The organism is Streptomyces qinglanensis (assembly GCF_900111245.1).
Classification (GTDB): domain Bacteria; phylum Actinomycetota; class Actinomycetes; order Streptomycetales; family Streptomycetaceae; genus Streptomyces; species Streptomyces qinglanensis.
Genome location: NZ_FOGO01000020.1, coordinates 20,638 through 39,315 on the forward strand (window position 1 = coordinate 20,638; position 18,678 = coordinate 39,315).

General features: G+C 70.1%; 17 protein-coding genes and 3 tRNA genes. 5 read left to right on the forward strand and 15 right to left on the reverse strand.

The window, feature by feature from the left end; all coding sequences use genetic code 11:
* Positions 1-139: 139 nt before the first annotated feature.
* From rplL to BMX65_RS29625, 8 genes are all read right to left on the reverse strand, one after another.
* Complete coding sequence (rplL, locus tag BMX65_RS29590) at positions 140-523, reverse strand: 50S ribosomal protein L7/L12 (protein ID WP_075003440.1); 384 nt, start codon at positions 521-523, stop codon at positions 140-142.
* A gap of 150 nt (positions 524-673) precedes the next feature.
* Complete coding sequence (rplJ, locus tag BMX65_RS29595; RefSeq protein ID WP_075003441.1) at positions 674-1,246, reverse strand: 50S ribosomal protein L10; 573 nt, start codon at positions 1,244-1,246, stop codon at positions 674-676.
* 401 nt (positions 1,247-1,647) lie between these two features.
* The gene (locus tag BMX65_RS29600) at positions 1,648-2,523 is read right to left on the reverse strand and encodes an SCO4651 family lipoprotein (protein WP_075003442.1); all 876 of its coding nucleotides are present in this window, start codon (positions 2,521-2,523) and stop codon (positions 1,648-1,650) included.
* A 276-nt stretch (positions 2,524-2,799) separates the two neighbouring features.
* On the reverse strand, positions 2,800-3,525 hold the full coding sequence (rplA, locus tag BMX65_RS29605) for a 50S ribosomal protein L1 (protein WP_075003443.1): 726 nt from the start codon (positions 3,523-3,525) through the stop codon (positions 2,800-2,802).
* Between the two features lie 79 nt (positions 3,526-3,604).
* On the reverse strand, positions 3,605-4,039 hold the full coding sequence (gene rplK / locus BMX65_RS29610) for a 50S ribosomal protein L11 (protein ID WP_075003444.1): 435 nt from the start codon (positions 4,037-4,039) through the stop codon (positions 3,605-3,607).
* Between the two features lie 233 nt (positions 4,040-4,272).
* A complete protein-coding gene (nusG, locus tag BMX65_RS29615; protein ID WP_075003445.1) occupies positions 4,273-5,190 on the reverse strand; it encodes a transcription termination/antitermination protein NusG in 918 nt (305 codons plus the stop codon).
* 73 nt (positions 5,191-5,263) lie between these two features.
* Entirely contained in the window at positions 5,264-5,545 is a 282-nt protein-coding gene (secE, locus tag BMX65_RS29620; RefSeq protein ID WP_075003446.1) for a preprotein translocase subunit SecE, read from the reverse strand.
* A 117-nt stretch (positions 5,546-5,662) separates the two neighbouring features.
* Positions 5,663-5,735 (reverse strand) — tRNA-Trp (locus tag BMX65_RS29625).
* A gap of 337 nt (positions 5,736-6,072) precedes the next feature.
* Here BMX65_RS29625 and BMX65_RS29630 point away from each other — a divergent pair.
* Complete coding sequence (locus tag BMX65_RS29630) at positions 6,073-7,311, forward strand: pyridoxal phosphate-dependent aminotransferase (RefSeq protein WP_075003447.1); 1,239 nt, start codon at positions 6,073-6,075, stop codon at positions 7,309-7,311.
* Positions 7,312-7,420: 109 nt separating this feature from the next.
* The gene (locus tag BMX65_RS29635) at positions 7,421-8,476 is read left to right on the forward strand and encodes an adenosine deaminase (protein ID WP_075003448.1); all 1,056 of its coding nucleotides are present in this window, start codon (positions 7,421-7,423) and stop codon (positions 8,474-8,476) included.
* Positions 8,477-8,692: 216 nt separating this feature from the next.
* On the opposite strand, the gene BMX65_RS29640 is transcribed toward BMX65_RS29635, so the two are convergent.
* From BMX65_RS29640 to BMX65_RS29665, 6 genes are all read right to left on the reverse strand, one after another.
* Entirely contained in the window at positions 8,693-9,766 is a 1,074-nt protein-coding gene (locus BMX65_RS29640; RefSeq protein ID WP_075003449.1) for a UDP-N-acetylmuramate dehydrogenase, read from the reverse strand.
* A 241-nt stretch (positions 9,767-10,007) separates the two neighbouring features.
* Positions 10,008-10,442 (reverse strand): MaoC family dehydratase, encoded by a 435-nt coding sequence (locus tag BMX65_RS29645; protein ID WP_075003450.1) that lies wholly within the window; start codon positions 10,440-10,442, stop codon positions 10,008-10,010.
* A gap of 5 nt (positions 10,443-10,447) precedes the next feature.
* A complete protein-coding gene (locus BMX65_RS29650) occupies positions 10,448-10,909 on the reverse strand; it encodes a MaoC family dehydratase N-terminal domain-containing protein (protein WP_075003451.1) in 462 nt (153 codons plus the stop codon).
* Between the two features lie 139 nt (positions 10,910-11,048).
* A complete protein-coding gene (gene rpmG, locus BMX65_RS29655) occupies positions 11,049-11,213 on the reverse strand; it encodes a 50S ribosomal protein L33 (protein WP_019354206.1) in 165 nt (54 codons plus the stop codon).
* 90 nt (positions 11,214-11,303) lie between these two features.
* Positions 11,304-11,376, reverse strand: a tRNA-Met gene (locus BMX65_RS29660).
* A 40-nt stretch (positions 11,377-11,416) separates the two neighbouring features.
* Positions 11,417-11,489: transfer RNA gene (locus BMX65_RS29665), tRNA-Thr, on the reverse strand.
* Positions 11,490-11,970: 481 nt separating this feature from the next.
* Here BMX65_RS29665 and BMX65_RS29670 point away from each other — a divergent pair.
* Both BMX65_RS29670 and BMX65_RS29675 read left to right on the forward strand, forming a co-directional pair.
* A complete protein-coding gene (locus BMX65_RS29670; RefSeq protein ID WP_075003452.1) occupies positions 11,971-13,278 on the forward strand; it encodes an amidohydrolase family protein in 1,308 nt (435 codons plus the stop codon).
* An 82-nt stretch (positions 13,279-13,360) separates the two neighbouring features.
* A complete protein-coding gene (locus BMX65_RS29675; protein WP_075003453.1) occupies positions 13,361-14,041 on the forward strand; it encodes an NAD(P)H-binding protein in 681 nt (226 codons plus the stop codon).
* 213 nt (positions 14,042-14,254) lie between these two features.
* Here the strand turns inward: BMX65_RS29675 and BMX65_RS29680 are convergent, their stop codons facing one another.
* Positions 14,255-14,728 (reverse strand): carboxymuconolactone decarboxylase family protein, encoded by a 474-nt coding sequence (locus BMX65_RS29680; protein ID WP_075003454.1) that lies wholly within the window; start codon positions 14,726-14,728, stop codon positions 14,255-14,257.
* A gap of 1,560 nt (positions 14,729-16,288) precedes the next feature.
* On the opposite strand from BMX65_RS29680, the gene BMX65_RS31785 reads away from it, so the two are divergent.
* Positions 16,289-18,514, forward strand: a complete 2,226-nt coding sequence (locus tag BMX65_RS31785; RefSeq protein WP_162637689.1) for a tetratricopeptide repeat protein — start codon at positions 16,289-16,291, stop codon at positions 18,512-18,514.
* The last annotated feature ends 164 nt before the right edge of the window (positions 18,515-18,678 follow it).

Below are 18,678 nucleotides of genomic sequence, written 5' to 3' on the forward strand. Positions count from 1 at the left end.
CGCAGGGTGCGACCGTCCGGCAAAGGCGAAGGGCGACCACCCGTCTGGGTGATCGCCCTTCGCTGCACGGCTACCCCGCACGGAGTAGCCCGCGGTCTGCCGCGATGACTCGGTGAGCCGGTGGCTCAGCGAGTACGGGTCACTTGACCTCGACCGACGCGCCGGCGCCCTCGAGGGACTCCTTGGCCTTGTCGGCGGCGTCCTTGGCGACCTTCTCGAGGACCGGCTTCGGGGTGCCGTCCACGAGCTCCTTGGCCTCCTTCAGACCCAGCGAGGTCAGCTCCCGCACGACCTTGATGACCTGGATCTTCTTGTCGCCGGCGCCGGTCAGGATGACGTCGAACTCGTCCTGCTCGGGCTCGGCCTCGGCAACCGGGGCGCCCGGGGCCGCGACGACGGCGGCGGCCGGGGCGGCGGCCTCGACGTCGAACTTCTCCTCGAACTTCTTCACGAAGTCCGACAGCTCGATGAGGGTCATCTCCTCGAACTGGGCAAGCAGTTCGTCCTGGCTGAGCTTCGCCATGGTTGTGGTCCTTCCACTTCAGTCGGCTGGTGCCGGATCAATATGTCGGCGGGCTTACGGCCCGCTGTGACCGAATACGGTGAGTGAGCTGAGGCGAGCGGTGCGCGGTGCTCCGCCGGAGCGGACCACCGGGTGCACCCGGCGCCGGTACTACTCGGACTCGGTCTCGGCGGGAGCCGTGGTGTCGGCACCGCCCTGCTCTTCGACCTTGCTGCGAAGCGCGTCCGCGGTGCGGACGAACTTCGAGAGCGGGGCCTGGAAGGTCGCCGCGGCCTTGGCCATGGACGCCTTCATGCCACCGGCCAGCTTGGCGAGCAGCACCTCGCGGGACTCGACGTCCGCGAGCTTCTTGAGGTCGTCGGCGCCGTAGAGCGAGCCGTCGACGATTCCGCCCTTGATCACGAGGGCGGGGTTGTCCTTGGCGAAGTCACGAAGACCCTTCGCCGCCGTGACCGGGTCACCGGTCACGAAGGCCACAGCCGAGGAGCCCGTCAGGAACTCGTCGAGCTCGTTGATCCCGGCCTCGTTGGCCGCGATCTTGGTCAGCGTGTTCTTCACCACACGGTACTGAGCGTTCTCACCGAGTGCACGGCGCAGCTCCCTGAGCTGCGCCACGGAGAGTCCGGTGTACGCGGTGACCACAGCGGCGTTGGAGTCACGGAACTTGTTCGTGATCTCGTCGACGGCTGCGATCTTGTCGGGAGCGACCTGTTCCCTCGCCATGAGCCTCGGCCTCCTTCCGGGTGATGAGGACCGCTCGGAAGGGGCTGAACACGACAAACGCCCCAGCGCAGGCGCATGGGGCGTCACCTCGACCGGAATGCACACGGCACGCCGGGAGTTCTTCCTCAATCACCTGCGCGGGTCGTCCGCAGCGAGCGGATCCTTCGGCCGACGGCGCTCTGAGTGCGCACGACGACGACCAGCGGTCTTTGGCTTCACAGGGAGAATACGCGAACGTGCCCGGGACCGCCAAATCCGGTCCCGGGCACGCAGGGCCCGCGGCTGTCCGGCACCCCGGGCCGCCGCGGCGGACAGCCCGGTACTGCGCCGGACCCTCCGCCGGAGACCGGTGAGCGCCCGGTCGGCCCCGGCGGGCGCCGGTCAGCTCCGGCAGGTGCCGGTCAGCTCTGGCGGGTGCCGCCGCTCATCATCGCCGAGGCGTCCGTGGTCTCGGAGGCGGGCGGGGCGGTCACGTTCACCGGGGTGCCGTAGTCCGAGTAGTAGTTCGTGGCGTCGATGCCGGTCGAGCCGTCCTCGCTCTTGGCCGTCTCGTGCTTCTTGACCAGCAGGTCGTCCTCATCGATCCACAGATCGATCTTCTCCTTCTCCAGGCCCTGCTGCTTGAACTGCTTCTCCAGGGCGTCGAGGTCCTCCTCGGAGAGGTCCTTGGACTGCATCCGGGTCAGCTCGTTGACGGAGATCGTGCCCGAGTAGTGCGTCGCCTTCTTGCCGCGCACCGTCTCGGTACCGAGCGCCTTGACCTTGCCCGAGGCCAGCACGAGCTGGACCGAGCGGGCCGGGTTGTTGTTCTGCATCTGGTCCTTGAGCATGGCGCCCGAAGCGCCGCCCTTCTCGGCCAGCACGTCGTAGTCGTACTTCATCCACGTCTTGCCGCCGGGCGCACCGGACGCGGGGTGGACGTACATCGCGTCGGGCAGGTAGCGCGCCTCCGCCGACTGGTTGCCGGCACCGCCCATGGTCAGGTCGGCCTCGCCCTTCATGCCGCCGCCGGACCAGTCGAAGGAACCCTCCATCTCGGTCTTCATCGACTTGCCCTGGACCGTCTGGTTGTTGACGCCCTCGACCTTGGCGGAGTTCTGGTTGTCGGTGGCCTTCGACGCCTTCTTCAGCGCCGCCAGCGCGCCCTGGAGGGCCGACCCGCCGGCCTTGTCCGCACCGCTCCCGCCGCTTCCGTCCGCCTTCTCGCTGCCGCACGCCGTCAGCCCGGCTATCAGCGCGATACCCGCGGCTGCAGCAGCCACCCTCGTCTTCCGCATGGGACTCAGCCCCCCTGTTGCTGTACGGACCCCACGGGGCCCCGTTCTTACCCGCACCTTATGCAACACAGGAGACGCGGCACACACCGGTTCGGGTTCCAGGATTCCCGGGACCCGGCGCCACCGGCCCGGAGGAGCGCCGGAAAGGCCCGGAGAGCGCGGCTCCCGGCTCCCGGCTCCCGGCTCCCGGCTCCGGGAACGACGCGAGGCCGGTGCCCGCCCCAGGGGAGCGGGCACCGGCCTCGGTGCGCCGTAAAGCTGCCGGCCGGTCGCGGATCAGGCCGCGGCGGCCGGGTCCTCCTCGACGAGGAGGTTGCGGGTGCGGTTCGGGTCGACCGGCACACCCGGGCCCATCGTGGTGGTGAAGGATGCCTTCTTGATGTACCGGCCCTTCGCCGCCGCGGGCTTCAGCCTGGTGATCTCCTCAAGGGCAGCGGCGTAGTTCTCGACGAGCTGCTGCTCGCCGAAGGACGCCTTGCCGATGATGAAGTGCAGGTTGGCGTGCTTGTCGACGCGGAACTCGATCTTGCCGCCCTTGATGTCGTTCACGGCCTTGGTCACGTCGGGGGTGACGGTGCCGGTCTTCGGGTTCGGCATCAGGCCACGCGGACCGAGCACGCGGCCGAGGCGGCCGACCTTGCCCATCAGGTCCGGGGTGGCGACGACGGCGTCGAAGTCGAGACGGCCGCCGGCGACCTCCTCGATGAGCTCGTCGGAGCCGACGATGTCGGCCCCTGCGGCCTCCGCCGCCGCAGCACGGTCGCCGGTCGCGAAGACCAGGACCCGGGCGGTCTTACCGGTGCCGTGCGGGAGGTTGACGGTGCCACGGACCATCTGGTCGGCCTTGCGCGGGTCGACACCCAGGCGCATGGCGACCTCGACGGTCGCGTCGAACTTCTTCGTGGAGGTCTCCTTGGCGAGGCGGACGGCCTCCAGCGGCGCGTACAGCCGCGCCTTGTCGATCTTCGCGTCCGCTTCGCGGAGAGTCTTGCTGCGCTTCACTGCTGCTCCTGACGGTATGGAGTCGTGGTGCGGACCAGCGCCTGGCCCTGCCACGGGGGTGGGATCGGTTGCCGGGGGCTCAGCCCTCGACGGTCACACCCATGGAACGGGCGGTACCGGCGATGATCTTCTCCGCCTGGTCCAGATCGTTGGCGTTGAGGTCGGGCATCTTGGTCGTGGCGATCTCGCGCACCTGGTCGCGGCTGATCTTGGCGACCTTGGTGGTGTGCGGGGTGCCCGAGCCCTTCTCGACGCCCGCGGCCTTGAGGATCATCTTCGAGGCCGGCGGCGTCTTGGTGATGAAGGTGAAGGAGCGGTCCTCGTAGACCGTGATCTCCACCGGGATCACCCAGCCACGCTGCGACTCGGTCGCCGCGTTGTAAGCCTTGCAGAACTCCATGATGTTGACGCCGTGCTGACCCAGCGCCGGGCCGACCGGCGGAGCCGGGTTGGCCGCACCGGCCTGGATCTGGAGCTTGATCAGCCCCGCGACCTTCTTCTTCTTGGGAGGCATGTTCTCTCCGGGTCCTGGTGAGAGGTGATTCGTCCGCCGCCCGTCACCCGGGCGGAGGCATACCGCACAACGATAGCCCGTACCGTCACGCGGCTTGAAACCGAGCAGGTCAGGAAGGGCGCGAGGGCCCTTCCTGACCTGTCCGGAAGCTGGTTTCGCCCGCCCCCCGGGCAGTAGCCGCGGCCGGGAGCCGGCACCGGGGTGCCGCCCGGCCGGAGCCCGGGTGGGGAGGGTCAGTTCTTCTGGATCTGGTCGAAGCTGAGCTCGACCGGGGTCTCGCGGCCGAAGATCTCGACGAGGCCCTTGACCTTCTTGGAGTCGGCGTTGATCTCGTTGATGGTCGCCTGGAGGGTGGCGAACGGGCCGTCGGTGACGGTGACCGAGTCGCCGACCTCGAAGTCGAGGACCTGGACCTCCACCTTGCGGCCGGGGGTGCCCGCGGGCTTCCCCTCCTCGTCGGCGGCGGCGGCCTTGGCGGCCTTCTCCTCGGCCTCGGGGGCGAGCATCTTGACGATCTCGTCCAGCGTCAGCGGGTACGGGTCGTAGGCGTTGCCGACGAAGCCGGTGACACCGGGCGTGTTGCGGACGACGCCCCACGACTCGTTGGTGAGGTCCATCCGGACCAGCACGTAGCCGGGGAGCTTGTTCTGGCGCACGGTGCGGCGGTCGCCGTTCTTGATCTGGACGACCTCCTCCTGCGGCACCTCGGCCTGGAAGATGAAGTCCTCGACGTTGAGCGAGACGGCGCGCTGCTCCAGGTTGGTCTTCACCCGGTTCTCGTAGCCCGCGTAGGTGTGGATCACATACCACTCGCCGGGCAGGAAGCGCAGTTCGTCGCGGAGCTGGGCGACGGGGTCGACCTGCTCCTCCTCGGCCTGCTCCTCCTCGGCCTCTTCCGCCTCGGCTCCGGCGATCTCCTCGGCCTCGGCTCCGGCGGTCTCCTCGGGCGCGGCGGCAGCGTCCTCAGGAGTCTCGACCGCGGTCACGGCCTCGGCCTCCTCGCGGACGGCGGCCTCCTCGGCGGGCTCACCGGCAGCGGCCTCGGCGGCTTCCGCCCGGTCGACGCTGCTGTCCGCGGCCTCGACGATGTCGCGCGCCGTGTCATCACCCTGGGCGGGCTCGACGGCATCGTTCATGTTCGGCTCAGACACGGTGGCTGCTTCTTCCTGGCTTCAAGGGGTCGAACATGCGGAAAGCCCCGCGAAGGGGGCTCTGCGCGGAGGGTCAGCCGAAGACGTGTTTCATGACTTCGGTCAGCCCATAGTCAATCACGAACACCAAGGCGATGATGATGACCACGAAGACGATCACCACGCTCGTGTACGTGGAGAGCTGCTGCCGCGTCGGCCAGACGACCTTCCGGAGCTCCGCGACGATCTGGCGGTAGAAAAGGCCGAGTCGAGCCAGAGGCCCCTTCTTCGCCCGCTTTCCGCCCTTGCGCGGCTTCTTGCCCTCGGACGACCCTCCGGGCTCGGGGACCTCGGTGGTATCCGTGATCTCCGTCACTCGTCCTCACCTGATCCGGGTCGTTGCCCTGCGGCGTCCGGCCCGGCCGCACGGCGGTGCAATTCAGTGCAATTCACGCATGGTACGCACGCACACACCTTGGCGACGTGTGTGTAGCAGGGCCGGAGGGACTCGAACCCCCAACCGCTGGTTTTGGAGACCAGTGCTCTTCCAATTGAGCTACGACCCTTTGTGTTCCCTCAACCTACCGCATCCATGCCCTCGCACGGAGTGTGCATCGCGAGCGGGCTGCGAGTGACGGCTGAAGGCCAACGACATGGGAGTGTACGTGCTCAGGAGCCGGGCGTCGAACAGGATCCACCGCACCGTGCCCACCACAGGTCCCGGCGAAGCCGGCACCGCGGCCCCGCCGGAGGCGATCGCACCGCCCCGCCGGTGGCCGCACCGCCGCCCGCCCGAGGCCCTTCCGCCGCCCGCCGGAGGGGGTGCACCGCCCGCGCCGGATGTGACGCGGTAGCCGCGGAACCCCGGTGCCCCCGGGCTGCCGGGTCTGGGAACATGCCTCTATGACCGCAGCGACTCCCCCTGCACAGCCCTCGTCCGAGCGGCGCCTGTCGGCCCGCATCAGCGCGATCTCCGAGTCCGCCACGCTGGCCGTGGACGCCAAGGCCAAGGCGCTGAAGGCCGCCGGACGCCCCGTGATCGGCTTCGGCGCCGGCGAGCCGGACTTCCCGACGCCCGACTACATCGTCGAGGCGGCCGTGAACGCGGCCCGCGACCCGAAGAACCACCGCTACTCCCCCGCGGGCGGACTCCCCGAACTGAAGTCCGCCCTCGTCGACAAGACACTCCGCGACTCCGGCTACCAGGTCGACGTCTCGCAGGTGCTCGTCACCAACGGCGGCAAGCAGGCGATCTACGAGGCGTTCGCCGCGCTGCTCGACCCGGGCGACGAGGTCATCGTGCCCGCGCCCTACTGGACCACCTACCCCGAGTCCATCCGGCTGGCGGGCGGCGTGCCGGTGGAGGTCGTCGCGGACGAGACCACCGGATACCGGGTCTCCGTCGAGCAGTTGGAGGCCGCGCGCACCGAGAAGACGAAGGTGCTGCTGTTCGTCTCCCCGTCGAACCCGACCGGCGCCGTCTACCCGCGCGAGCAGGTCGAGGAGATCGGCCGCTGGGCGGTGGAGCACGGACTGTGGGTGCTCACCGACGAGATCTACGAGCACCTGGTCTACGGCGACGCGGAGTTCACCTCGCTCCCGGCGGTCGTCCCGGAGCTGCGCGACAAGTGCGTGGTCGTCAACGGCGTGGCCAAGACGTACGCCATGACGGGCTGGCGCGTGGGGTGGCTGATCGGCCCGCAGGACGTGATCAAGGGCGCGACGAACCTGCAGTCGCACGCCACCTCGAACGTCAGCAATGTCTCGCAGGTCGCCGCGCTGGCCGCCGTCTCCGGGGACCTGGACGCCGTGGCCGAGATGCGCGCGGCGTTCGACCGGCGCCGCCGCACCATCGTGCGGATGCTCAACGAGATCGACGGCGTGCTCTGCCCCGAGCCGGAGGGCGCGTTCTACGCGTACCCGTCGGTGAAGGCGCTGCTGGGCAAGGAGATCCGCGGCAAGCGGCCCGCCACCTCGGTCGAACTGGCCGCGCTGATCCTGGAGGAGGTCGAGGTCGCGGTCGTCCCGGGTGAGGCGTTCGGCACCCCCGGCTATCTGCGGCTGTCCTACGCGCTGGGCGACGAGGACCTGGCGGAGGGCGTCTCGCGGATCCAGAAGCTGCTCGCGGAGGCCCGCGACTGAGCGGCCGGCCCCGATGGGGAGCGAAGCGGGCCCGGAGGCGCTGCCTCCGGGCCCGCTCGCATTTTCGGAACATCCCCTTCCGGGAACCGGCTGTCTCTCCGGGGCCCTGATGCGGCAGGATCTGGGAATGTTGCACTCTTCCGGGGAGCGGGACCCGCGTACGCTGCCGAAGGCCCATCTGCATCTGCACTTCACCGGGTCGATGCGCCCCTCCACACTGCTCGAACTGGCGGACAAGTACGGCGTGCACCTGCCGGACGCGCTGAGCGGTGCCGAGCCGCCGAAGCTGCGGGCGACCGACGAGCGCGGCTGGTTCCGGTTCCAGCGGCTGTACGACATCGCGCGGTCCTGCCTGCGGGAGCCGGAGGACATCCAGCGGCTGGTGCGCGAGGCGGCCCAGGAGGACCTGCGGGACGGCTCGCGCTGGCTGGAGATCCAGGTCGACCCCACCTCCTACGCGCCGCGGCTGGGCGGACTCACACCCGCGCTGGAGATCATCCTGGACGCGGTGGCGACCACGTCCCGGGACACCGGACTCGGCATCCGGCTGCTGGTGGCGGCCAACCGGATGAAGCACCCGCTGGACGCCCGCACCCTCGCCCGGCTCGCGGTGCGCTACCGGGACCGCGGCATCGTGGGGTTCGGCCTCTCCAACGACGAACGACGCGGCTTCGCACGGGATTTCGACCGCGCCTTCACCATCGCGCGGGAGGGCGGGCTGCTCGCGGCCCCGCACGGGGGCGAGCTCTCGGGGCCGAGCAGCGTACGGGACTGCCTGGACGATCTGCGCGCCGGCCGGATCGGCCACGGGGTGCGCGCGGCGGAGGACCCCTGGCTGCTGGCCCGGCTGGCCGAACGGCAGGTGACCTGCGAGGTCTGCCCCGCCTCCAACGTCGCGCTCGGTGTCTACGACAAGGCGGCGGACGTCCCGCTGCGGGCGCTGTGGGACGCCGGGGTACCGGTGGCGCTCGGTGCCGACGACCCGCTGCTGTTCGGCTCCCGGCTGGCGGCGCAGTACGAGCTGGTGCGCCGGGAGCACGGGTTCTCGGACGCGGAGCTGGCAGAGCTGGCCCGGCAGTCCGTGCGGGGCGCCTCGATGCCGCAGGGCGTCCGGGACGAGATCCTGGCCGACATCGACGCCTGGCTGGCGGCCGAACCGGGCTGACCCGCGGGGACGCCGGGGCGGCCGGCCCGCGGAAGGCCGGGCCGCTGCCCCTGGCCGGCGGACCCGCTCATCCAGGGACGGCCGGGCCGGCCCTCGGGATGCCGGGCACGGCCGCCGGGGCCGAGCCGCTACCGGGTGGCGCGGCTACCGGGATGGCCGAGGTGCTCCCGGCGCGAGGCCGGGCGCGGGCGCCGGGCGCCCGTCCGTGCGCTGCGGCTACAGTGCGCAGCCGACCATCACCGGTTCGTTGGTGAGGCCGACGCCGAAGGCGTCCCGTACCCCCTCGCGCACCTCCCGGGCCAGCGCGAGCAGGTCCGCCGTGGTGGCCGAGCCGCGGTTGGTGAGCGCCAGGGTGTGCTTGGTGGAGATCCGGGCCGGGCCCTGGCCGTACCCCTTGGTGAAGCCCGCCCCGTCGATGAGCCAGGCCGCGGACGTCTTGGTCCGGCCCTCCCCCGCGGGGAAGGCCGGGGGCGCCACGTCCGGACCGAGCCGCTCCCGCACCCGGTCGGCGAAGGCCGCGTACTCCGCCTCGTCCAGGACCGGGTTGGTGAAGAAGGACCCGGCCGACCAGGTGTCGTGGTCGTCGGGGTCGAGCACCATGCCCTTGCCGGCGCGCAGCCGCAGCACGGTCTCGCGGGCCTCGGCGACCGGTACCCGGTCCCCCGTCCCGACCCCGAGGAGGCGCGCCGTCTCCCCGTACTTGATCGGCGCCGACCTGCCCTCCGCGTCCTCCAGCTCGAAGCGGACCCGCAGCACGACGTGGCGCGCGGGGTCGGCCTTGAAGCGGCTGTGCCGGTAGGAGAAGTCGCACTCGGCGTTCGAGAGGGTGACCGTCTCGCGGGTCCGCCGGTCGTAGGCGACGACCTCGGTGAGCGTGCTGGAGACCTCCTGGCCGTACGCGCCGACGTTCTGGATCGGCGTGGCGCCCGCGGAGCCGGGGATGCCGGCCAGACACTCGATGCCCGCCAGCCCGGCCTCGACGGTGCGTGCGACGGCGTCCGACCAGTTCTCGCCCGCCGCCAGCTCCAGCCGGGTACCGGCGAGCGAGGAACCGCTGGTGGCGATGTGCAGGACGGTTCCCGCGAAACCGTCGTCGGAGATCACGAGGTTGCTGCCGCCCGCGATGATCAGCAGCGGCGTACCGCTGTCGTCGGCCTCGCGGACCGCCGCGATCACCTCGTCGTCAGTGGTCGCCGTGACCAGCCGCTGGGCCGGGCCGCCGAGGCGCAGCGTCGTCAGCGGGGCGAGCGAGACCAGAGGGACACCGGGGTCAACGTAGAGTTCCTGCACGCGCTCCAGAGTACGGGGGCGCGGACGCTGCTCGACCGGAGGCCGCGCTGGACCGCCGGGTCGGCCCGCCGCGTCGGCCCGCCCGGCTCCGGTCCGCGGGAGCCGGCCGGCTCCGGTCCGCGGGAGCCGGGGAGCCAGGGTGCCGACGAGCCGGATGTTCAGGGCCCCGGGTCCGGGGTCCGCCGGGTCCGGAGTCGCCGAGTGCCGGGTCCGCCGGGTGCGGAATGCGGAGGCCGGTCCGTCAGGCGAGCCGGACGACGGCGCGGGACATCCCCAGGACCTTGGCGCCGGCGCTGCTGACCGTCAGGTCCACCTGGACCGTGCGGGCCTCGTCGTCCAGCTTCTTGGCGACCTTCGCCGCCACCTCGATGGCAGCGCCCTGGTCGTCGTCCGGGACCACGACCGGCTTGGTGAAGCGCACTCCGTACTCGACCAGCGCGCCGGGGTCGCCCGTCCAGTCGGTGATCACCCGAGCGGCCTCGGCCATGGTGAACATGCCGTGCGCGATCACGTCCGGCAGCCCGACGTCCTTGGCGAACCGCTCGTTCCAGTGAATGGGGTTGAAGTCCCCGGAGGCGCCCGCGTACCGGATCAGCCGCTCGCGATCCACGGGGAAGGTGCGGGCGGGCAGTTCCGTGCCCACCTCCACGTCGGCGTAGGCGATCTGCGCTGTCATGTCCGTCACTCCCCTTCGGCCGCTTCCACCGCACGCGCCACCAGCTTGGTGTGCACGGTCACCACCGGCTCTCCCGCCGCGTCCCGCACCTCGCCGCGGACGTCGAGGACCTCGTTGCCCGCCAGGGACTTGATGGACTCGATCGTCGAGGTGGTCGAGAGCAGATCCCCGGCGCGGACCGGGCGGTGGTGGACGAAGCGCTGGCCCCCGTGCACCACCCGCGCGTAGTCCAGCCCCAGTTCCGGGTCCTGCACCACGGTGAAGGCTTCCCGGAACGTGACGGAGAAGACGAAGGTGGGCGGCGCGATCACCTCGGGGTGACCGAGCGCCCGGGCCGCCTCGGCGTCCGTGTAGACGGGATTGTCGTCCCCGATGGCCTCGGCGAACTCGCGGATCTTCTCCCTGCCGACCTCGTAGGGCCTGCTGGGCGGGTACGTCCGTCCGACGAAGGACTGGTCGAGTGCCATCTGCGGCGCCTCCTGCGGCAGTGCGGCGGATTCACGACGAGTACGGCTGCGCGGGAGGTCCGGTTCCGGAGCGCCGGACACCGGACACAGCACGAGGCCGACCCCGGTCGACGGGGACGGCCTCGGGGCGCGAGACGATTCAGCGTGTCTCGCGGTGCACGGTGTGCCGGTTGTCACGCGGGCAGAACTTCTTCATCTCAAGCCTGTCCGGGTTGTTGCGCCGGTTCTTCTTCGTGATGTAGTTCCGCTCCTTGCACTCCACGCAGGCCAGCGTGATCTTCGGGCGGACGTCTGTGGCAGCCACGTGAGTGCTCCTTGACGAACGGACGGGTTTTAACGCAGAAAGAGTAGCCGATCGGAGGACCGACCCCACAACCGGCTACTGTCGGTGAAGTAGCGGTGACCGGACTTGAACCGGTGACACAGCGATTATGAGCCGCTTGCTCTACCGACTGAGCTACACCGCCACGATGCGGCGACCTCCCGACGGAAGATCTCTCACATCAGAGCCCCAAAACGGAATCGAACCGTTGACCTTCTCCTTACCATGGAGACGCTCTGCCGACTGAGCTATTGGGGCGAGCGATGAAGACATTACACGCCCCGCCGCCAAACGTGAAATCGGTATTCGCCCCGCCGACGTCCCCCCCGACCGGCCTCCGGATCGCCGCTGATCCGCCCACGAGCTGCCCCCGATCTGCCCCTGATCTGCCCCCGATCGCCGCCCGCGCGACCTCGGGGACGATCCCCTGTCCTTCTTGGATCGCCCTGGTGCCGCCCTCGTGCCGCCTCCCGTTCGCCCCCGGCGACGCACAGACCGCACAGCTGCACCGGCCCCACCAGTCCCACTGGCCGCACCGGCCCCCAGCCCCTCAGCCGCACCGGCCACACCGGCTGCACCGGCCGGTAGGGCCCCACCGGGACACGAGCGGCCCCGTCCGGCCCCGGCACACCGCCCCGGAACGGGACCCGGCACACCACACCGGTACGACTATTCGTCTCCTCCCCGTCGGCGCTCACTGCGCGTCCTACTCTCGTCCCACATACGACGTGGGAGTCAGATGACCGACAGCGAGCCACAGGAACCGGGAAAGGCGGGACGGGATTTCCGCGACGCCGCCCGGCAGTCCGCCCGCCCGGCACGCTCCCTCGTGCTGTGCGGCGCGCGACTGGCCGACGGCCGCACGGTCGACGTACGCCTCGTCGGCGAGCGCATCGAAGCCGTCGGCACCGCAGGCAGCCTCGGCACGGCGCAGGACAGCGCCACCCGGATCGACCTGTCCGGCTATCTGCTGCTCCCCGCCCCCGCGGAACCCCACGCGCACTACGACACCGCGCTGACCGCCGACCCGCCCGGCCGCCCCGACCTCGGCCGGCACGGCGACAGCGCCGACCCCGCCGCGGACGACGTGCAGCGGCGCACCACCGAAGCGGCTCTCCTCCAGCTCAGCCAGGGCGCGACCGCGCTGCGCACCCACGTGCACATCGGCGACGTGGCAGGACTGCGCTCTCTGGCGGCGGTGCTGCAGGCCCGCAGGTCGCTGCGCGGTCTGGTGGACCTCAGCGCCGTCGCGGTGCCCCGGCTGCTGACCGGGGCCGCGGGTGCCGAGGGACTGTCGATGCTGCGGGACGCGGTGAAGATGGGCGCGGCGGCCGTCGGCGGCTGCCCCGACCTGGACCCCGACCCGGGCGGCTACGTGGAGGCGGTCCTGGACGTCGCGGCCGAACACGGCTGCCAGGTCGACCTGCACACCGACGGCAGCGACCCGGCGCGGCTCGCGCGCCTCGCGGCCGCGGTCGGCGGGCTGCGGCCCGGCGTCGCCATCGGCCCGTGCGGCGGCCTCGCCCGGCAGCCGCTCCAGATCGCGCAGCGCGCCGCCGGCCAACTGGCCGCTGCCGGGGTGACAGTGGTGTGCCTGCCCCAGGGCAACTGCGGGGTGCTCGAACGCTCCACCCCCACCGCGCCGTCCCGGACGGCGCCCGTCCGGATGCTGAGGACGGCGGGGGTCGCGGTCGCCGCGGGCAGCGGGGCGCTGCGGGACGCCGCCAACCAGGTGGGCCGCGGCGACCCGCTGGAAGCCGCGTATCTCCTCGCCTCGCACGGAGAGGCCCGCCCGTACAGCGCCTACGAGGCGATCAGCACCCGCGCCCGCGCCGCGATGGGGCTGCCCGAGGTGCGCGTCGAGGCCGGTTTCCCCGCGGAGTTGCTCGCGGTCCGCGGTACCGAACTGGCCGCGGCGCTCTCCCTCGCCTACAGCCGGATCGTCGTCCACCGGGGGCGCGTGGTGGCGCGCACCAGTGCCGTACGGGAGTACTGCGACCTGGTCGGAGCACGCGAGTTGGGCCTGCCGCGCCAGTCGCAGGGGTGAGGAAGCGGGCGGACGGGTGCGCACCGGGTCCGGCGGGCCGGGGGTGCGCCGTCGGCTGCCGCGGTGGGCGTACGGTCGGGGGATGCGCACAATTATCGCTGGTGGACACGGTCAGATCGCGTTGCGGCTGGAGCGGCTGCTCGCCGGGCGCGGGGACGCGGTGGCGGGGATCGTCCGCCGCCCCGGACAGGCGAGCGGCCTCCTGGCCGCGGGAGCCGAACCCGTCGTGTGCGACCTGGAGACGGCCGGTGTCGAGGAGGTGACACGGCATCTGGAGGGCGCCGACGCGGCCGTCTTCGCCGCCGGGGCCGGACCGGGCAGCGGCAGCGCCCGCAAGCAGTCGGTGGACCATCGCGCGGCCGTCCTGTTCGCGGACGCGGCACAAGCAGCGGGCGTGCGACGCTACGTGATGGTCTCCGCAATGCGTGCCGATGCGCTCCTCGACGGGACCCCCGACGGCATGGACCCCGTCTTCGCGGACTACCTGCGGGCCAAGGGCGCCGCCGACGACGACCTCCGGGCCCGGACCGACCTGGACTGGACGGTACTGCGCCCCGGCCGGCTCACCGACGAGACCGGCACCGGCCGCGTCCACCTGGCCCCCGAGACCGGCCGCGGCGAAGTGACACGGGACGACGTGGCAGCCGTCCTCCTGGCCCTGCTCGACGAACCCCGCACCGCCGGACTGACTCTCGAACTCATCGGCGGCCGGATGCCGATCCCCGAGGCGATCGACGAGGTCGCCGGGGTGGAAGGAGCCTGACGGCGGGAGTCCGCCGCTCCCCGGTCGGTGGCACGAGCGCGGGCGCGGTGCCGGTGCGGGGGCGGGTGCCGGTGCGGGCCGGCGTCGGCACCGGCACCGGCACCGGCACCGGCACCGGCAAGTCGCCCTCCGCGGAACGGCACCGAGGGGGCAGCGCGCGTCCCCGCGGCGGGACCAGCGCCGCCCGCACCCCCGCCCACCCCTACCTGTTCGTCACCCGAGCTGGCCGGGCCGGTAGGCCCCGGCGGGCTGCTGGACAAGGACGTTCGCGCGGTTGAAGGCGTTGATCAGGGCGATGAGCGACACCAGGGCCGCGAGCTGCTCCTCGTCATAGTGCTCGGCGGCGGCCGCCCACGCCTCGTCGGTGACCCCGCCCGCCGTGTCCGCGATGCGGGTCCCCTGCTCCGCCAGCTCCAGCGCCGCCCGCTCGGCCGCCGTGAACACGGTGGCCTCCCGCCAGACCGCGACCAGATGGAGCCGGGTCGAGGTCTCGCCCGCGTGCGCGGCTTCTTTGGTGTGCATGTCGGTGCAGAACCCGCAGCCGTTGATCTGGCTGGCGCGGATCTTCACCAGTTCCTGTGTCGCGGACGGCAGCGCCGAGTCCTCCACCACCTTGCCGGCCGCGACGACGTGCTTCAGGAACCTGCTCAGCAGCGGGCTCTCGAAAAGGTTCAGACGAGCTTCCACGGTGCACTCCCTGCTTGCCGTTGTCGATGACTGCACCCGTTCCGACGGATGGCCCCCTGCCCGATGTGACACGGCCGAATGTGACGTGCGTCTCCCCCGTCTGCGGCTGCGCGGGGCTCGCTGACGAGCACACGGCGGGATCTCGGCAAGGAACGGCTACGGCGAAGTCTCCCCGCGCACAGGAGGACGGTCCGTACACGTGGGCCTCGCGGTGTCCGCACCGGCTGCGTCGGGGGCGCCGGGGGCGCCGGGGGCGCCGGCGGCAGGCGTCGCGGCGGGACTCGGCGGCATAGCGAGGACGTTCGAGCAGCGCCAGGTGCGCCGCCCGCCCCACGGATGCCCCACGCAACAGGCCCACGGCCGCCCCACGCAGCAGAAAGGGCCCGCCCCAGCGTTTTCGCTGGTCGCGGGCCCTTTCGAGGCTGTGGCGGCGCTAGGATTCGAACCTAGGAAGGCTGAGCCGGCAGATTTACAGACCCCAGACGCGCCGGTTGGGAACCGAAGCATGACCAGCGTCTTTGTCCTTCTTAGGTCGGCGTCTGTGCCTCTGGGTCCACGCTTGGTTTACGCACAGCCTCTGATGACTCCTGGTCCGCGCCAGGCGAGCTCGCGAGACCTCTTCACGGTCCCCCGACAAGAGGCGATGGCCATGGCGCCACCTCTGGTTACATCATCCCTAGACTTCATCACCCTCGGTTACTACGGCCATCTAGAGCTCAGGCCAGAGAAGCGCTGAGTGGAAATTCTGCACCTGCGGCTAACAGGTCCTCATATGCCACACACGGTCAGCTGAAGCTCGATGGTGCCCTGAAGCCGTACTCCTTGTAGGACCGATCTCGGGAACTGTTCGTTCGACCAACTCGGTCCTCCATTGCCAACCGTCGGTCTCCGCGCTATCAGCCTCCGGTGGAGTAGACGGAGAGCAGTACTTCGACATGGTGTGGGTTGTGACTCCACATCCGCTGGTACAAGTGACAAAGTACGCTGCTGTTGTCAGCAGGACTTAGGCTTCCTCGCCCTTCGCCTTGAACGCCGAGGCGCGTGGCGCCTGCGAGGACGCCGAGGTGTCGGTCCGATGGCCTGGGGGCAAGTGTGAAGAGGGAGCCGGAGAGCACCCACAACCATGTCGCCGGCGGGAGCCAGCAGCACGTCCTCATGGGACGGGACTTCCTGGGCCCTGTCACCATCACTACGGCCAGTGGGCAAGGCCGCGGCTATTTGCGAGACCCTGGCCGCTGGCCGCTGGCCGAGGAATGGGGGGCAATAGAGGCGGGAGCTCATCGGGCCCGGCCCGATGACAGCGGCAGCCCCGTCCCGCCCTACATTCCGCGAGATGTGGACGGGCAGTTGCGTGGGCGCCTAGCCGCCGCAGCACAAACTGGAGGGCTCGTGCTAGTAGTCGGCCAGTCCACTGCGGGGAAGACTCGCGCAGCCCACGAAGCTCTGCGGGCCGAACTGCCCAACTATCGTGTCCTGGCGCCAGCCACGGGCCGCGATCTGCCAATTGGGGTGGAGGTAGTCGAGCACAGCTCAGCGCGTTGCGTTGCGTGGCTAGATGACTTGGAGAACTTCCTCGGCCCCGAAGGATTAGAACCAGGGCTGCTCGCCCAACTGGTTCGGTTGCGCATCCCTGTTCTAGCCACGATGCGTTACCAGCACTACGACGCCTTCATGGGTTTCAGCATGGGCCCTCTCGATAGCGCTAACAAGCAGTACGCCGAGGTTGTGGACGTAGGTGCGAGAATCCTCAAACAAGTCGAACCCGTGGAACTCAATCGGGTTTGGAGCGGGAATGAATTGCAACGGGCGGGCGAAGCCGACGATGACCGTATCGCCGACGCCCTTACGCACCATGGCCCCTATGGTCTCGCCGAATACCTCGCCGCAGGCCCCGCCCTGTACCAAGAGTGGCACCGCGCTGGCAGGCCCGGCGGGCACCCCCGCGCGGCCGCCCTCGTATCCGCAGCCGTCAACCTAGCTCGCTGCGGCCTACGCCCTCCCTACCACCTCGACCTTCTCGTCGAAGCTCACCACCACTACCTAACCGCCGCAGGTGGGCCCCTCCTGCGCCCCGAACCTCTCGACGCAGCACTTGAATGGGCCACCCGTCGCCGTCACAGCGTGACCAGCATGCTTATACCAACCGAGGACCCCTGCGCCTGGGAGATCTTCGACTACCTCGCCGACTACAGCGACACCCCCATCCCTGACGTCACCTGGCGAACTGCCCTGCAGCATGCCGTAGACGCTACAGACTCCTACAACATCGGTTTCCGCGCCTATCAAGCGGCCTCAGCGATTGCGGAAACCGCTTTCCGCCAAGCCGTCGATGCCGGAGACACCGATGCCATGCTCGGCCTCGGCCTTTTGCTGTGGGAAGCGGGACGGGCCGATGAGGCCGAAACGATCTACCAACAAGCCGCCAACGCCGGAGACACGGGAGCCCTGAATAACCTCGGCATCCTCCTGCGGGAGGCGGAGCGTATCGACGAAGCTGAAAGCACCTTCCGCCAAGCCGCCGACGCTGGGTACACAGGAGCCCTCAACAACCTCGGTCACCTGCTGGTGATGACGGGGAGGAAAGAAGAGGCTGAAACTGCCTTCCGCCAGGCCGCCGACGCCGGAGAGAGTAAAGCCCTGCATAACCTAGGTCTCCTGCTGCAGGAAACCGGGCGCATCGACGAGGCCGAAACGATCTACCAACAGGCTGCCAACGCCGGTGAAACTGACGCCCTAAACGGCCTCGGTCTTTTGTTGGCGGAAATGGGCCGTGGGGAAGAGGCCGAAGCCGCCTATCGACAGGCGGTCGAGGCTGGGCACGGCGGAGCCATGAACAACCTCGGCCTCCTGCTGCAGGAAGCTGGACGCATCGACGAGGCCGAAACGATCTACCAACAGGCTGCCAACGCCGGGTACGCAGGAGCCCGATTCAATCTCGGTCTCTTGCTACAGGTGGCGGGACGCATCGAGGAGGCCGAGGCCGCTCATCGACAAGCGGCAGAGGCCGGGTTTGCAAGAGCATGGTTCGACCTCGGTCTCTTGCTGGCGGAGGCGGGAAGGAGAGACGAAGCCGAAACCGCCTATCGACAGGCGGTCGAGAGCGGAGACACAAGGGCCCTAACCAACCTCGGCCTACTCCTCAAGAGAGCCGGGCACATGAAGGAGGCCGAGGCGTTCTACCGGCAAGCTGCCGAAGCCGGAGATACCCTAGCTCTGACCAACCTCGGCGTCCTCCTATGGGAAGCAGGACGCACCGACGAGGCCGAAGCCACCTACAAGCAAGCGGTCGACAGCGGAGACACCAAGGCCCTGCACAACCTCGGCCTCCTGCACAAGAAGACGGGGCGCATCGACGAAGCCGAAGGCACCTACAAACAAGCCATCGGCGCCGGTGAAACGGATGCCGTGTTCAGTCTCGGTCTCCTGCTAGAGGCGACGGGGCGCATCGATGAGGCAGAAGCCTTATACAGACGAGCGGTCGAGAGCGGTGACCCCCGAGCCCTGAATAACCTCGGCGTCCTCCTATGGGAGGCAGGACGCACCGACGAGGCCGAAGCCACCTACAAGCAAGCGGTCGACAGCGGAGACACCAAGGCCCTGCACAACCTCGGCCTCCTGCAGGAGAAGACGGGGCGCATCGACGAAGCCGAAGCCGCCTACAAACAGGCGATTGAGGCCGGGTACGAAGGAGCCCGGTTGAATCTTGGTCTCTTGCTGGAGAAGGCGGGAAGAAGAGGAGAGGCCAAGGCTCTCAACCGCCAGGCCACCGACGGGCGTGACCGATAGACCCTAGACCAGCACCCTGCCACTGGGCCAGGATCAGCGGCAACGCGACTGTGCAGCCTTGTCCCATGCCGCCGCCACAGGCGTGGGGCCCAGAACCGGACGGCTCGTCACTCCAGGGCCTCCCCCCTTGCGTATGGCAGAGGACCACTCCACTGCCGCCCTCG